General features: G+C 56.5%; 12 protein-coding genes. 2 read left to right on the top strand and 10 right to left on the bottom strand.

Annotated elements, in window-relative coordinates; genetic code table 11:
• Positions 1-295 precede the first annotated feature (295 nt).
• Complete coding sequence (locus tag F4Y00_06295; GenBank protein MYE04562.1) at positions 296-595, top strand: hypothetical protein; 300 nt, start codon at positions 296-298, stop codon at positions 593-595.
• 17 nt (positions 596-612) lie between these two features.
• Here the strand turns inward: F4Y00_06295 and F4Y00_06300 are convergent, their stop codons facing one another.
• The 10 genes from F4Y00_06300 to F4Y00_06345 all read right to left on the bottom strand — a co-directional run bounded on the left by F4Y00_06300 (position 613) and on the right by F4Y00_06345 (position 12,737).
• Positions 613-1,422, bottom strand: coding sequence for a hypothetical protein (locus F4Y00_06300; protein ID MYE04563.1), 810 nt, complete (start codon positions 1,420-1,422; stop codon positions 613-615).
• A gap of 14 nt (positions 1,423-1,436) precedes the next feature.
• Positions 1,437-2,147, bottom strand: a complete 711-nt coding sequence (locus F4Y00_06305; protein MYE04564.1) for an ABC transporter ATP-binding protein — start codon at positions 2,145-2,147, stop codon at positions 1,437-1,439.
• 78 nt (positions 2,148-2,225) lie between these two features.
• On the bottom strand, positions 2,226-3,563 hold the full coding sequence (locus tag F4Y00_06310; protein ID MYE04565.1) for a hypothetical protein: 1,338 nt from the start codon (positions 3,561-3,563) through the stop codon (positions 2,226-2,228).
• A 213-nt stretch (positions 3,564-3,776) separates the two neighbouring features.
• Positions 3,777-4,712 carry a nucleotidyl transferase AbiEii/AbiGii toxin family protein gene (locus F4Y00_06315; GenBank protein MYE04566.1) on the bottom strand — a complete coding sequence of 312 codons (936 nt, stop codon included), beginning with the start codon at positions 4,710-4,712 and terminating at the stop codon, positions 3,777-3,779.
• Between the two features lie 3 nt (positions 4,713-4,715).
• Positions 4,716-5,354: a transcriptional regulator gene (locus tag F4Y00_06320; protein MYE04567.1), complete on the bottom strand. Its 639-nt coding sequence runs from the start codon at positions 5,352-5,354 to the stop codon at positions 4,716-4,718.
• A 183-nt stretch (positions 5,355-5,537) separates the two neighbouring features.
• Positions 5,538-7,031 (bottom strand): hypothetical protein, encoded by a 1,494-nt coding sequence (locus F4Y00_06325; GenBank protein MYE04568.1) that lies wholly within the window; start codon positions 7,029-7,031, stop codon positions 5,538-5,540.
• Between the two features lie 213 nt (positions 7,032-7,244).
• Complete coding sequence (locus F4Y00_06330; protein ID MYE04569.1) at positions 7,245-7,670, bottom strand: rhodanese-like domain-containing protein; 426 nt, start codon at positions 7,668-7,670, stop codon at positions 7,245-7,247.
• 103 nt (positions 7,671-7,773) lie between these two features.
• Positions 7,774-9,276 carry a hypothetical protein gene (locus F4Y00_06335; GenBank protein MYE04570.1) on the bottom strand — a complete coding sequence of 501 codons (1,503 nt, stop codon included), beginning with the start codon at positions 9,274-9,276 and terminating at the stop codon, positions 7,774-7,776.
• A 139-nt stretch (positions 9,277-9,415) separates the two neighbouring features.
• A complete protein-coding gene (locus F4Y00_06340) occupies positions 9,416-12,250 on the bottom strand; it encodes an insulinase family protein (protein ID MYE04571.1) in 2,835 nt (944 codons plus the stop codon).
• A 10-nt stretch (positions 12,251-12,260) separates the two neighbouring features.
• Positions 12,261-12,737 carry an STAS domain-containing protein gene (locus tag F4Y00_06345; GenBank protein ID MYE04572.1) on the bottom strand — a complete coding sequence of 159 codons (477 nt, stop codon included), beginning with the start codon at positions 12,735-12,737 and terminating at the stop codon, positions 12,261-12,263.
• Positions 12,738-12,739: 2 nt separating this feature from the next.
• Between F4Y00_06345 and uvrB the strand changes: the two genes are divergently transcribed.
• Complete coding sequence (gene uvrB, locus F4Y00_06350) at positions 12,740-14,827, top strand: excinuclease ABC subunit UvrB (GenBank protein MYE04573.1); 2,088 nt, start codon at positions 12,740-12,742, stop codon at positions 14,825-14,827.
• Positions 14,828-14,859 lie beyond the last annotated feature (32 nt).

Consider the following 14,859-nt stretch of genomic DNA (forward strand, 5'->3'; position numbering starts at 1 on the left):
AGACTTCACCCAGAATTGATACCAGGTTTGCCAATAGGTCATTTCCCGGTCAGAGTGAGCAGATATATCGTTCATCGTAAGTACCTCCAAATCAGGTTAAACGGACGCCAGCCGAAGCCAGGCACTGAATCAGAAGCATATGACCAAAGGTCTACTATGGCTTCTGTGGACCTATTATAGTGGTCTCACGCACCCCGCACATTTCATATTCTTCTAATAATTCACGTTGACATTTCATATTCTTCTAATAATTCGCATTGACAGGATTATTCTGTGGAAACTGGCCCTTCAGACAATGCACATCGACGTACTCCGCGCAGAGTGCCTCCTCGGAGCCAAACTCGACAAGCCGGACTGCTGGCGAAACGACGTGATGCGCTATCTGACCTCAGCCCGGGAATCAGCAACAAAACCCGATTTCTACGTTCCGATAGACCTGCCGGGAAACCCCGAACAACGCCTTGCGGCGTTCCGGCGGCAGGTACTCGCCTACGGACAACTACTTACCCACTGGCCCGCGCTCGTCGAGGCCGCGCGCATCATGAAAAACAAAGGAGACCTGCTGGCCCGGCCCATTCAGGCGTACGCAGTCTGAACGCAGGGTGCCTTTCTTCAACCACCCCGAAACCGTTCCAGCAATTCGTACCGCCTTTTTTTTAGAGTGCGGGCAATCAAACGGACCCAGCCGGCGTGAAAAAGAAGACCCGCAAGGCCCAGCACAGCCATCGCCGGGAAGGCTATTCCATGTATTCGGGAAAAAAAGTACACAGAAAAGACGAGCCCCATGCTCAATATGGTCAATAACCAGAAAACGGGTATGATCCACCGATTTCCGATTGCATCTTTGGAAATGGGGATTTCGCGGTAAGGCTCTCCATGACCCACATCGGAAAACTTCATATTCAGCTCTATGCGGACCGGCGGTTCAAGACAGGTTGCAGCGAACGCCAGGAGATAATTGCAGATACCCAGAACATACAAAAATGCAGATGTTATCATAAAAATGTCATTCGGATTTCTTTGAATAACACCTGACAAAACCATCAAGATACCGAAATACAGCGATGCAGACAGATGATGCGTATATACAATAATTTTTGCAATCCTTGTTTCCGATACAGGCCTTGACAGCAAACCGTCATAGAACGTGCTCCGGCAATTAAGTACAAAAAAATGAGATACGGCAACAATCATAAGGTATATCGCAAGAAAATTACTATCGAAAGGGTCACTCAATACAGAGCCCGATCCGATCAGTAGTACAACACTGGAAAATATCAACCCCCACCGGGGACGCCGATTTCTCCGGAAAAGCTTCCATTCCACGGAAAGCAATTCGCGCAGCAGCCCCGGAGCCTCACGCGGTCGGGAAGCGCTTTGCTTGTTTTCCATCCGAGATACCGTCATGTCCGGGGTCTCCATGGTATCCTCAAGCCTTATACAGCCACCGACCGGGCGAAGAATCGCTCCAGTTCCTTCAGCGTCTGTTCCGAAATAAGCTCGTCCCGCTCGATCCGCCCCTGATTCATCAGCAGGATGCGCTCGCAGGCGTCCGTGACATGCCCCAGATCGTGGCTCGAAACGAAAATGGTCGCGTTCGTTTCTTTCGACATCTCGGCCAGTATCTGCTGCAGGACATATTGCGACGTGGGATCCAGATTGGCGAAAGGTTCGTCAAGCACCAGCACAGCGGGCTTCACCAGCAGCGCGGCCAGCAACCCGACCTTCTTTCTGTTGCCTGCTGAGAGATCGCGAATCAGCTTGCCCGTGCCCAACACCTCCTCCGTAAACAGCTTCGCGTACCGGCTTTCCGCCTCCTCGATCTCCTGCAAGGACAACCCGTACGCCTTGCCGACAAAGCTGAAATACTCCTCCGCATTCAGGAAATCGATCAGGAAGCCTTCGTCGAGATACGAACCGGTGTGCGACTTCCAGTCGGTGGTCTTGTCCACCCGCTCGTCGCCGAGCAGCACATGCCCCTTCGTGGCCTGTACCAGGTCCAACACAAGGCGGAGCAACGTGGTCTTGCCCGCGCCATTGTTCCCCACAAGGCCCACCACCTGACCGGTAGGTATCTCCAGGTGCGGTACGTCTACGGCGACGAGATCGCCGTACTTCTTGACAAGGTCTTTCAGGATGATCTGCATGAGCGGGGTTCGATAAAGAAGACTACAGGGAATTCCGATCGAGAACGTAGAACGAGAAAGTCCTTTCCAGGTTCGCTCTCAGCGTATGCGAAACCGCTCCATGACAAGGTACCGCCTGGTTTGCAGGCGCCGGGCAAGGAGTCTCATCAACCATGGCTGGAGACACAGACCCGCCAGGCCCAGCGCACCCAGGGCCAGACCCGACCATACACCGGATACGGATGGCATAATCTCTACAAGAACAGGCATAATGAGAAAAATTATAAAGCCCGCATTAATCATTATAGACTGTGCATTCATAACGGGTAAGACAAATGATGTATTGGGTTCCGTCATCCCGGCATTCAGTGTACGGGGAATAGGGAATAAAACGTTTAGGAATAGGGCCATATAATTCAGGATACCCATAGCAAACAGTATGCTTCCCTGCATAAAAATCCATCCAAAAAATATTCTCGAATCGAGTATTATATTCATTATTATTGTCGCCAAGGCGAAGATAAATATTATCGATAATATTATTCTGTGAAACATAAACAACATGGTGCGGAGTGTCGTAGTTTCAGAGATCGGCCAAACACTTAAGCCGTTGTAATATGCACTCCTGAAATCAAAAGCGGAAGTAAAATAAAATATCGGATGCCACAACGACCATAATATAAATACTCCAGGGATGTTCTTTGCGCCAACCTCCGTACTCACCCCGACAACCAAAACAACAATAAAAAGCGTCAGGATGACAGAAGCCGTCATCATCGACCGGGGTTGCCGATTTCTGAGAATAAGCTTCCATTCGCAGGAAAGCAGTTCAGCCGTCAGGGTACGGGGCCTGCTTCTTCTGCGGGGCGCCCTTCTCCTGTTCCACGGCAGACGCGGCGCTGCCGAATGATCTATGTACAGGCTCCGGCTTATCCTCTTCACGGACCCGTAAAACAGGCATCCCGCCAAGCCTGCCAGAAGTATCGACGGCCAGACAGCTCCGCTTGAGGCCGCATCGAATAGCGTGGCGGAGGCTCTGGACAGGACCCGGACATCGTGTCCCCATTCGAGTACCGCCAGTACCGAAACGCAAAGCAATACGCCCAGCACCGGCAGAAATTTTTCTCCCCGCCAGGAGCGAAGAATATTCGCCGCAAGGTGCATGCATATGCACAGCAGGCACAGGACCAGCAACCAGTTCCAGGCAAAATCGACATTCTGGAGATAAAGGTTTTTGACCCAAAATCCTGCAATGAACGCCAGCACGAACAGATTGAATTTGCCGAACAGCGTAACGATCTGGCGAAACAGTGCAAGTGTCCGCCGCGGCGTCGGAGTAATCAGGTAAGAGAAAAGCGATACGTATACCTTGCGTCTGAGAAGTAAGCCGTCGAAAAGACCCCATGCGATAAGCACAGGGAGTATCGCCGGGTTCACGCCGGCGAGCAAATCGACGGAACGGTCGATGTCCAGATATCCGACGGCGGAAAAACCTGTATAAAAGGCATACAGAAAGACGGGAGCCCAGAAACATAGTACAGCAAGCAGACTGCCCCCAAGGATCCACCTCCCGAACGGAGAGCGCAGGGTCCGTTTCAGATAATTCGAGGCAAGGGAACGGATCAGCATGGGATGGGCGGATTCGTCCACTTAATCGTGCATGGTCCCGGAAACTGACGTCCACCCCTTCCCTGCAAGCCACTTGTGCGGAAACGGGGCCCCAGCGTTAACAGCCTGCGCAGGCGGCATCAGAAACGACGCAAGCAATTCGACCACCTCTTTCAAATCATCGTCGCCGAGCCTGCTTTTCTGCAGGAAGGCGCGCCACTGTCGCCGCTTGGCCGCATCCTCCATCCAGGCCTCCGAAAGCGCCACTGGAATCCCGGACGGAACAAGCGTGTTGCGCCGCTCGAACGTACGCCGGATAGCCTGAACCAAAACCTCCCCTTCGAAATCGAAGGCGCCGACCAAGTACGCCAAATCGTAGTAATCCTTCATCCGGCTGTTGGCGATGCCGCGCTGAACCATCGTCTGAAACTTCTCCGCGATCACGGTCTCGCGAGGATATATCCGCACCCGGGGCGCCTCGAAATCGAGAAGGGCGGGAAATGTCTCAAGCCGGGGCGATGGCGTGACGTCATCCCCGAATCCCACATCCACTCGAAAAGAAACAACGGCCGATCCAAGATGGGCCGTGATCCTGAGACGAATCCCTTCATACTCCTGTCCGCTGCGGATCCGCTCCGTGACAATGCGCTCGGGCGCAAACGCAACACCGTCATCCGAAACCCGGACAGTGCAAATGTCTTGTGCGACGGCGCGAAGCGCCTCTTCCCCGATCTCCCCGTATCCGAGAAGATCGATATCCCGTGTGACGCGATGCAACGCCCCGCTCCAGACGAGGAACAGCATGGCGCCCTTCAGCACGAAGCGGTCTGCATGCTCCGACCGGGCAAGTCGATAGAGGAACCGCTCGCGAACATAACGGCTGAGCACAATCTGATATTCCTCCCCTCCGGCGCGCGCCAGATTCAGAAGCCGCTGACGCACAGAGACAGCAATATCCTTGCGGGGTTTTACGGACACTGCTTATCCTCCCTCTGCTTCCACCGCTTCCAGGTATGGCCGGAGCACATTCCGAACACGGCACACCCCGGCGTAGCGCCATAGCGCATCGACGGTCCATACTTTCCCTTCCGGCTGCCGGGTAAACCGGCGACGGCGAAACTCCCTCAATGCCTCAAGGGCCACATCGAGACCGACAAGTCCCCTGAACTTGAAACAATCGGCCACCGTCTTCGCCGGATCGAACACGCGAACCGATACGTTCCCGACAGTATGCTCTTCTACTCCCGCCGTGAGCGCTTCCCTGGCCATTCGGACCACCCGCAGCGGAACCGTATCCGGACGGGGTTCCCACGCTTCGCGAGGAAGAGCAACCCACACCTCGAACGGAGCTTGCGTGGTCAGGTCGTGGAAGCGAAGTGCGGAGAGGAGGCAAACGACAGCATCCGGAAGCCGACGAGCCACTATGGCCAGATCGTGCCGCTCCGTCAATTCCCGGCCCGGCAGCGCGTACAGTCCCCGCCCGACACGCTCCAGCTCGCCACGCGCAGCGAGGCGGCTCAGGTATCGCCGGGGCAAACCCCGGTCGACCAGATCGTGTGAGGAAATAATCCCGCGCTCTTCCGCCAATCGCAGAACATCCTCCATCATATCCCCTGCCATAACGTATACCCGAATAGTCCCTTTATCTTTAATATTTTATATAAAATACTATGAATTGAGACAAAATGCAACCCGAACTCACCCGTATGATCAGGTTGAGTTGTGCAGTCCGCCGGACCTGCCAAAGCTCAACACCCGTCCGGGCGGCACATATAGCGGCAAAACACCAACCACCGGATCCCCTCACCCCTTCCTGAACTCCTCCATGAGCACATAACGCTTCTTCTCCAGGTTTTTCGTGATGGCGGCGATCCACCTGGAGCGCAAAAGAAGCCCCGCCAAGCCCAGCGCTCCTATGGCTATGCCTCCCCAATGGATTCCCGGCAAGAGCGCTATGAGTAATGGAGGGAGAAAACAGATTGACACTGCACACAAAGCCGATATCCACCAATTCTGACCAAAATGAAAATTGACATTGTCAAAAACATTCCCATTTAATTCAATCCGTCTTGCCTCGAATACCCATATGTAGGGCATAATATATTTTATTCCCATACAGTATAAGAGTAGATATCCGGCTAAAGGAAGTGTTGCAAAGTTCTGCATAAAAAGAAAAACTGCTGCAATAATACCAAAATACCCCAAAAGCATTATGTTTGCAATATATAAAACAGTGTTTAGAATAGTATCTGTCAATAAGGGTCTTGACATAAGGCCGTCATAGAATACACTTCGAAAATTTAATGCGCTACCTATAAATAGCATACATGACAAAAAGGGTGTAAAAAGAAGTGCAAGCGACAAATTAAGAATCTCAAGAATATATGAGATACCCGACATATCTGACATAACTTCAGAGGTAACAACCATATATATGCCATAAAGTACCATATAGGGTATAGTAAAAAGCAATACCCGCGGACGCTTATTCCTCCGGATCATCTTCCACTCGAAAGACAACATCCCGTCCGTAAACGAGCGATCCACGCCTTTCCCGGCAACTTTCCTGCGCGGCCGGGACAGTGCCGTATCGTCTACGTACAGCGCCCGGACAACCTGCCCGGTGGATATGTAAAGTACCGTCGCGCCCGCAGCGAGCACAATCGCCAGTGGCCAGACGGCACCCCCCAGCGTCGCCTCAAACAACGCGCTGGAAAGAGCGGCAAACGTCGGGATATCGTAGCGCCACTCCATCGCCGCCAGCGCCACAACGAAAAGCAACGTACACAGCATGGGGAGGTAACGCCTGCTGAGAGACATCCGCAGCAGGTTCGTAAGCAGATGAAAGCATGCGGACAACGACAGAAACAGCAGCAGCCAGACCCAGGCAAACGAAACATCCTTCAGGAGAAAATTCCTGAACCAGAAGGCAAGGACGAACAAAAAGGGCACAAAGTTGATCTTTCCGAAAATGCTTGTCGCCTGGTAAAACAGCGCGAGCTTCGGCCGGGTGATCGGGGTCGCGAGATAAGGGAAAAGGGGAAGGGATATCCGGGGTCGGAAGAAAACATCCAGAACGCTCCAGAAAACGAGAAAATACAAGGCGCCCCCGCTGGCGATCGCCGGCATATCGGTGTCGAATACCAGATCGATGAATAACCCCGCAGCCGTCGCATACAGATACAGCGGCATCCATATAAAAACGATGGCGAGTATCTTTGCCGCCAGATTCAACTCCGCGAAACGGGACCGGAGAATGCTTTTCAGATAATTCGAGGCGAGCGAACGGATCAGCACGGGACAGACAGGCTGGTGCTTTCTGCAGTAACAGAGATTCGAGGAAGCCGGGACCTCGCTCCTGCCGCGGGTTTACAAATCGGCGAAAGTTTTTTTTGTGCGCTGTTCGGAATGTGTAATAAACTGGGCAGCGCCTCACGATGCGCTCCCGACCTTGCCCGGTTCCCGCGGCGCCCCCGGAGACGGACAACAAGTTCGCCGGGAAGCAGCGTCTCAAGGCGTATCCCCAACCCGGCCCGGTTCTTCACCGGTGGCGAAGGAAAAACCCTCATCGGCCCACCCGGTGATGCCCCCCGTCATTTCCTTGACCGGGCGCCCCAAACGGGCAAGGCGGAGTGCGGCCCGCTTCGCGCCATTGCAATGCGGACCGGCGCAGTATACCACAAAGAGGGTATCGTCGGACCACTCCTGCATTCTGTGGTTGGTAATTTTTCCATGGGGAAGGGAAAGTGCCCCGGGGACATGGCCCGCCCCGTACAAGTCGGGGCTGCGCACATCGAGCAGCACAAAGTCCGTTGCGCCGCGAGACAATGCATCATGCACGTCCCAACAATCCGTTTCCAGGGAAAAGCTGCTGGCGAAATATGCTTCGGCTTCCTGCGAAGATGCGGCGGGAATGGCGGTAACCTGATTAGGCATGGAAATTTTTCCTCTTACTTATTTAAGGTCATGTGTCGATAGAACCATCGCAAACCAGCGGAAGAGGTGCGCGGTTCCGGACGGTATTAAGGGGATACTCTGATTAAATCCGGAAGCGCTCCAGCATGATATACCGCCTTCGCCGCAGCGTGGAGACCAGAAATGCAACCCAGCGGGTGTGGCACAGCAAACCCGTTATGCCCATGGCGCCTATGCCCATAAAAGCCCAGTTGTTGTCCGGCATCAGGAAAAGGAGAAGACCTGCCGGAAGCCATGTGATCACCCCGATCATAATAACGGAAAACCGGTCCCGGCCGCCCCATTTTTTAGCGCCGAACGCATTGACATTCAGAGCTATCCGCACGGTCTGGAACATGCCCGCGAGCACATGGGCGTAATTGACCACGCCCAATCCATAGACGAACATGCATCCTGCCCACAGGAGCATGTCGGGGTGAATGCCCCCTAACCGGATCGACAGAATAATCATCGGCGCAGCAACGGCGAAACCCAGCAACGTACCCGCATGGGACATGCGCAGAACCCCCTGCACTCTCAGAATTTCCGATAAGGGCCTCGCCTGCATGCCGTCATAGTATGCGCTGCGATAGGAGAATATATGTCCCGTATAAAAAAGCCCGACGGCGCTTACCGCCATGGCGAAGCCCAAAAACTCGCCCCAACCCATGGCGCCCTCCGTATTCAGCCCATCGCGCCAGGGACCGGCAAGTATATACGACATCCCCCACAACGTAAACGCAGCGACCAGAACCGGGGAAAAGCGGGTGCGCCGGTTCCGGGTAAGCAACTTCCAGTCAAGAGAAACGAGATCGAACAGGCGGCTCCGCGAAACGGTCGAGCGGGAAATCCTTGCCTTGCTGGCCCGCTTCGTCTCCGCATCGACATACAAACCCCGGGCTATGCGCTGCGTGGACACATACGACAGTGCCCCGGTCAGCGCGATCAAAAGCCCTGTCGGCCAGAAAGCCCCTCCCAGCGCAGCGCCAAAAAGGATCGCGGAGGTTCCGGAAAGCATCCCCAGGCCGATCCCCCATTCCAGCACAACCAGCGCAACCACTGCAAGCAGCGCAAAAAGCGCCGACCGGTAACTTTTTCCCCAGGATGCTCTGAGCATATTCGACACCACATGGACGCACAGAAGCATCAGGAGAAACGACAGCAACCAGAGCCAGGCGAAGGCGCCGTATGCAACATAAAAACTCCGGGTCCAGAATGCCCCCACGAACGCCAGCAGCAACAGGTTGAGCGCGCCGAAAAGCGTAACGAACTGGTAAAACGAGATGAGTTTCCACCGCGGGATCGGGGTGGACAAATAAGGAAAGATCGGCGCGTATATCTGCCCGCGAAGGAACAGATCGACGAACGTCCATACCACCGCGAAATACAGCACCAGCCGATTGACGGTGGCGAAGTCCTCTCCGGACTGGACAAGCATGCCCACTCCCACTCCCGACAGGGTCACCGGCACGAAGAGCGGTCCCCAGAACAACAGGAGAAGCAATATCTTGCCGGTCAGGCGCAACCCGCCGAACGGATAGCGCAAAAGGCCTTTCAGATAATTCGAGGCAAGCGAACGGATCAGCATCCTTCAGCGCCCCCCGCCCCGGCCGAATACACCTCTCTTCGGGATCGCGCCAAGCGTGGCATACATCGTTCTACCAGCAGCGCCATGCCCGCCCGACCTATAGGGCCTGTTAACACTATGCAGCAATGCTCTGCAGGGCCTATTGATCCGCTTCTACCGTCTCCTCCGGGTACAGCACGAATTTGGCGTACTGATCTTCGCGCAGATACCGGACCGCTGCTTCCTGGACCTGTTCCGCCGTCCAGCCCTCGATCAGGTCATAGCTGGGAATCAGCCTCAGATCGCGCCCCTCCTGATCCATCCCCTGTATCCGGCCGAGCCAGTAACTGTTCTCGCGCAGGTTCGTCTCCTTCGCGCGCCGCTGCGATTCACGCACCTTGTCGACGGTTTCCGCGTCGGGACCGTCGGTCTTGATCCGCTCGATCTCCTCAAAAACGACCGCAGCCAGTTCGTCGGCCCGCTCAGGGTCCGAACCGAAACTGATCGTGACGTCATACTCCTCATCCGGCCTGTACGTCAGCGAACTTCCCACGCCGACCCCGTACGTACCGCCAAGATCCTCGCGCAGCAGCTCGCGAAGCCGGATTTCCAGGATACTGGCAAGCGCCCCGATCACGGTCGATTCCTCCGGCGAATACGCCCCTTCGCCGGCAAAGATGATCTGCGTCCGACTTTGCGGCTCTATGCCTTTGTGCACAGTCTTTTCGATCACGCCGGACGGGGGATCCACACCCAGATCCCGCCAGGTTTCCTCGCGGCCCAGATTCGGCAGCGCACCGAGGTACTGCTCCACCATCGGACGGATTTCCTCCGGATCGAACGCGCCTACGAAGTAAAACGTGAAGTCGCTTGCGTCCGCGAAGCGTTCCTGGTAAAAGCTGAACGCGCGATCCAGATCGATCTCCTCGAGAAGTTCCTGGGTCATCGGCCTCGACGCCCTCGGATGCCCCTGCGTCATCGTCGCCCGGATCGTATCCGAGAATGCGACATTGGGATTGGCCTCCCGATTTGCCAGGATGCCGGCCATGAGCGCCTTGTACGCCTCGAACGCCGTTTCGTCCTTGCGCGGCGCCGAGAAATACAAATAAACAAGTTGGAACGCCGTTTCCAGATCTTCCGGCGATGCAAACCCGCTGACTCCCTCACTCAGCGACCCCAGTCCCGGCGACACGCCCACTATTTTGCCAGACAGTTTCTTTTCCAGTGCCGTATCGTCGAATTCGCCCACGCCGGCCCGAGCCACCAGGGTCGCGGCCCTGTTCGTGCTGACGAAATGTTCGTCGGATCCCAGGGATGAACCGCCCGGGCTGGTCGCCGAAAACCGCACCTCATCGTCCTTGAAATCCGTGGGCTTCAGGAAAACGCGCACGCTGTTCTCAAGCGTCCAGATCGTGATCCCCACCTCATCGACGGTCTCCTCGTCCATCACCGCAGAACCCTCCGGGATCACCGGAAGAAGCGGCGCATCGACGACCGCATCGTCGTAGGGTTCGATTTCCGCAGCGGCAACGGCCTCGAATAGCGCGGTCAGGTCCTCGTCGCCGGGCGTTTCCAGCCCTTCTTTCTCGGGACCGCTCGCCAATACCACACGCCCCTGCTCATTCAGCCACTGCCCGGCGAATGCATTCGTTTCCTCCAGCGTAATCCCGGACAGCAACGCATCCACCAGTTCCACTTCCGTTTCGATATCCGGATACGGCAGACCCCGCAGGAACACCTGCACGTATCCACTGGCCAGTGCGCCCGATTCCTGATTCTCGCGCTCCGCAAGCTGCCGCTCGTACCCTCTTCGCAGATCGGTCTTCTGGCGCTCGAACTCGGTGGCCGTGAACCCGTGCCGGACCACGCGCTCCGCCTCGGTGAGCAGTGCGTTGAGCCCGGTCGTGAGCCCGCCTTCCGGGACGATCGCAACGAGTTGGTACGCATCGACACCCCGCACGAAACCGCCCTGTCCGGAAAAAGCGAACAGAAACGGAGGGGCGGCCTGCTGGGTCAGTTCCTGCAGGCGGGCGTTCAGCATCCCCGAATAGAGGCTCTGCACAAGCGCCCGGCGGAAGTCGGCCACGGTACCCTGGGGGGCTCGCGGCTGCTTGTACAATACACCCGCCTGAGACATCTGCGCCTCTTCATCCGTGGCGATCGCCACAAGCGGCGCGTGATCCACGGGCACGTCCGCGAATGTCCGGGGACGGGGATCATCCGGCCCGGTCAGTCCCCCGAACGTATCATGGATCATGGCCTCGATCCCGGCCCCGTCGAAATCCCCAACCGCCACCACACCCATCAGGTCCGGCCGGTACCAGTCGTCATAGAAACGCCGTAACGTCTCCACCGGGGCATTCTCGATAATCTCCGGCTCTCCGATCGGCAGGCGCTCCGCATAGAGCGAGCCGTGCAGCATGATCGGGAGCTGTTTGTCCTGCATGCGCGACGCGGCGCCGCGCCGGAGACGCCACTCCTCGATCACAACGCCCCGTTCCTTATCGACTTCTTCGGCTTCAAAAAGCACCCCTCCGGCCCAGTCCCTGAGGATCTGGAATGCGGTCGCAAGAACCTCGGGGTCGTCCATAGGCACCTGCAGCATATAGACGGTCTCGTCGAAACTCGTATAGGCATTGACGTCGGGACCGAACTGCATGCCGATCGACTCCAGATAATCGACCAGCTCCTGTTTTTCGAAATTCTCGGTGCCGTTGAATGCCATGTGCTCCACGAAATGCGCCAGTCCGAGCTGATCCTCGTCCTCCATAATAGACCCCACGTCCACGACCAGGCGCAATTCCGCACGGTTCTCCGGTTGGTCGTTCTCCTGCACGAAGTAGCGCAGCCCGTTGTCAAGCCGGCCGGCCACGACCGAGGAATCCGGGGGAATCGGGTCTTCCGGCAACCAGTTCTGCGCAACGACCTCTGCCCAGGGAGCAAAAGCGATAAGGCCGGCGCACAAAGCAGCCGGTACACGTAAGAAATGTATCATAACCGACCCCCTACTGCGCCGCAGGCGGATCGGTGCGAAAACTCTCGGCAGCGGCCTCCACGGAATCGTAGGCGGTAAAGACCGGTCCGAGCAAGCGGGTCATCATGAACAAATTGCGGATACGCTTCTCCATGTTGGCCAGACGCACTTCGCCGCCCACCTTCCGCATGGTCGTCAACCCGCCGATCAGTACGCCGATGCCGGAAGAATCCATGAAGTCCGTCTCTCCAAGATCGACGACCACGTTGACTTTACCGGCTTCTTTGAGTTGATCCAGCACATCCTTCAGCTCGGAGCCGTGTACGCTACCGAGAAATTTGCCCTTGATCTGGACAATAGACGCCTGGTACTGGTCTTGAACGCTGATGCTCATATCGAAAAGAGTTTCGTGAAGTCCTTGCACGGAGCGATGAGGAACGCCGGGCCATGCACATCTCCGCAACCTGTGCGTATGTATGGAGCGTAACATACGCAAAACGGCGAACATTTATGCAGCACATCACGCAAACCGACTCCGCTTTTCGCCTGACGTCGCCTTTCCGCCCCACGGGCGACCAGCCCCGGGCCATTGACGAACTGACCGAGGGCGTGCTTCGCGGAGATCCCTTCCAGACCCTGCTGGGAGCCACGGGTACCGGAAAGACTTTTTCCATGGCGCATGTGATCCAGCGCATCGGGCGTCCGGCCCTGATCATGAGCCACAACAAAACGCTCGCAGCGCAACTCTACGCCGAACTCAAGTCGTTCTTTCCGGAAAACGCCGTCGAATTCTTCATCTCCTACTACGATTACTACCAGCCCGAGGCCTACATCGTACCGACGGATACGTACATCGAAAAAGACATGTCGATCAACGACCGGATCGACCGCCTGCGCCTGCGCGCCACCAGTTCGCTGGTTTCGGGGCGAAGCGATGTGATCGTAGTGGCCAGCGTGTCCTGTATCTACGGCCTCGGGTCCCCCGAAGAATACCGCTCGGAAATCGTGCAGATCAGGCGGGGAGAAGATATCCCCCGCAATGACCTCCTGCGCCGCCTCATCCACATCTATTACACCCGCAACGACGTGGAATTTGCGCCGGGGACCTTCCGCGTACGAGGCGATGTGGTGGAAATCTACCCGGCCTATTCGGAAGACGTGGCCTGCCGGATCGAGTTCTGGGGAGACGAGGTGGAAAAAATCACTTTTTTTGAAGCCCGGACCGGGCTAACGCTCCGGGAAGAAAACTACCTGACCATATACCCGGCCAAAATCTTCGTCACGCCCAAGGAAAAGATGAATCAGGCCATCGGCGGGATCGAGGAAGAATTGCGATGGCGGCTGGCCGTGCTGCGCGACGAGGGGCGCCTCCTTGAAGCACAGCGCCTCGAACAGCGCACCCGGTTCGATATTGAAATGATGAAAGAAGTCGGGTACTGTTCGGGGGTCGAAAACTATTCGCGGCACCTGTCCGGACGCGCCCCGGGCCAACGCCCGTACTGCCTGTTCGATTACTTTCCCGACGACATGCTCCTCATCATCGACGAGAGCCATGTGACCATCCCGCAGATACGGGCCATGTACAACGGAGACCGGGCCCGCAAGCTGGTCCTTGTGGAGCATGGCTTCCGGCTTCCTTCGGCACTGGACAACCGCCCCATGACTTTTGAGGAATTCGAGGCGGAAAGCAAACAGGTCATTTATGTCAGCGCCACGCCGAGCGATTATGAAATGGAAAAGACCGGCGGCGTATTCGTGGAGCAGATCATCCGGCCCACCGGCATCCCCGATCCGAAGGTCGAGGTGCGCCCCTCGAAGAATCAGATCGACGATCTGCTTGAGGAGATTCGCAAGCGCGTGCAGCAGCGGGAACGTACGCTCGTCACCACGCTCACGAAACGCATGGCCGAAGACCTCAGCGACTATCTGGCCTCGTACGGGGTAGCGGTGCGCTACATGCACTCGGACATCGACGCGCTGGAGCGGGTGGAGATTCTGCGTGACCTGCGCCTGGGAGCATTCGATGTGCTGGTAGGAGTGAATCTGCTCCGGGAGGGACTCGATCTGCCCGAAGTGTCGCTCGTGGCCATCATCGACGCGGACAAGGAAGGCTTCCTGCGAAGCGAGCGCTCCCTGATCCAGACCGCGGGGCGGGCAGCCCGCAATGCGAACGGAGCCATCGTGATGTATGCCGACACCATCACGGGGTCCATGCAAAAAATGATGGATGAAACCGATCGCCGCCGGAAAGTCCAGCTCGCCTGGAACGAGGAACACGATATCACGCCGGAAACCATTTACAAATCGCAAGACGAGATCAGAAAGGGAACGATCATCGCAGAAGAGCAGGCAGTCTACGAAACACGGAAAGACAGGTACTACAGCGGCCCCGAGCAGACAGGGGTGGTCGTTGACCCGGTCATGAAGCATCTCACCGACGACCAGAAACGGGATCTGGCGGACCAGATGCGCAAGGATATGCGGCAGGCCGCCGAGGCATTGGACTTCGAGCGCGCCGCCAGACTACGCGACGAAATCGAACAGATCGAAACCCTGTTGGACGGAAAGAGCGGAAACCTCCGGACAAGGAGAAAATGAATGGACGCGGATCAGGGTACTCTGATTAGGGC

This window comes from Bacteroidetes bacterium SB0662_bin_6 (assembly GCA_009839485.1).
Lineage (GTDB): Bacteria > Bacteroidota > Rhodothermia > Rhodothermales > VXPQ01 > VXPQ01.

Bases quoted from the DNA above. Each gene is read 5' to 3' on its own strand.
- F4Y00_06340 (MYE04571.1), bottom strand. From the start codon at position 12,250: ATGATACATTTCTTACGTGTACCGGCTGCTTTGTGCGCCGGCCTTATC.
- F4Y00_06330 (MYE04569.1), bottom strand. From the start codon at position 7,670: ATGCCTAATCAGGTTACCGCCATTCCCGCCGCATCTTCGCAGGAAGCC.
- F4Y00_06335 (MYE04570.1), bottom strand. From the start codon at position 9,276: ATGCTGATCCGTTCGCTTGCCTCGAATTATCTGAAAGGCCTTTTGCGC.
- F4Y00_06320 (MYE04567.1), bottom strand. From the start codon at position 5,354: ATGGCAGGGGATATGATGGAGGATGTTCTGCGATTGGCGGAAGAGCGC.
- uvrB (MYE04573.1), top strand. From the start codon at position 12,740: ATGCAGCACATCACGCAAACCGACTCCGCTTTTCGCCTGACGTCGCCT.
- F4Y00_06295 (MYE04562.1), top strand. From the start codon at position 296: ATGCACATCGACGTACTCCGCGCAGAGTGCCTCCTCGGAGCCAAACTC.
- F4Y00_06300 (MYE04563.1), bottom strand. From the start codon at position 1,422: ATGGAGACCCCGGACATGACGGTATCTCGGATGGAAAACAAGCAAAGC.
- F4Y00_06345 (MYE04572.1), bottom strand. From the start codon at position 12,737: ATGTTCGCCGTTTTGCGTATGTTACGCTCCATACATACGCACAGGTTG.
- F4Y00_06305 (MYE04564.1), bottom strand. From the start codon at position 2,147: ATGCAGATCATCCTGAAAGACCTTGTCAAGAAGTACGGCGATCTCGTC.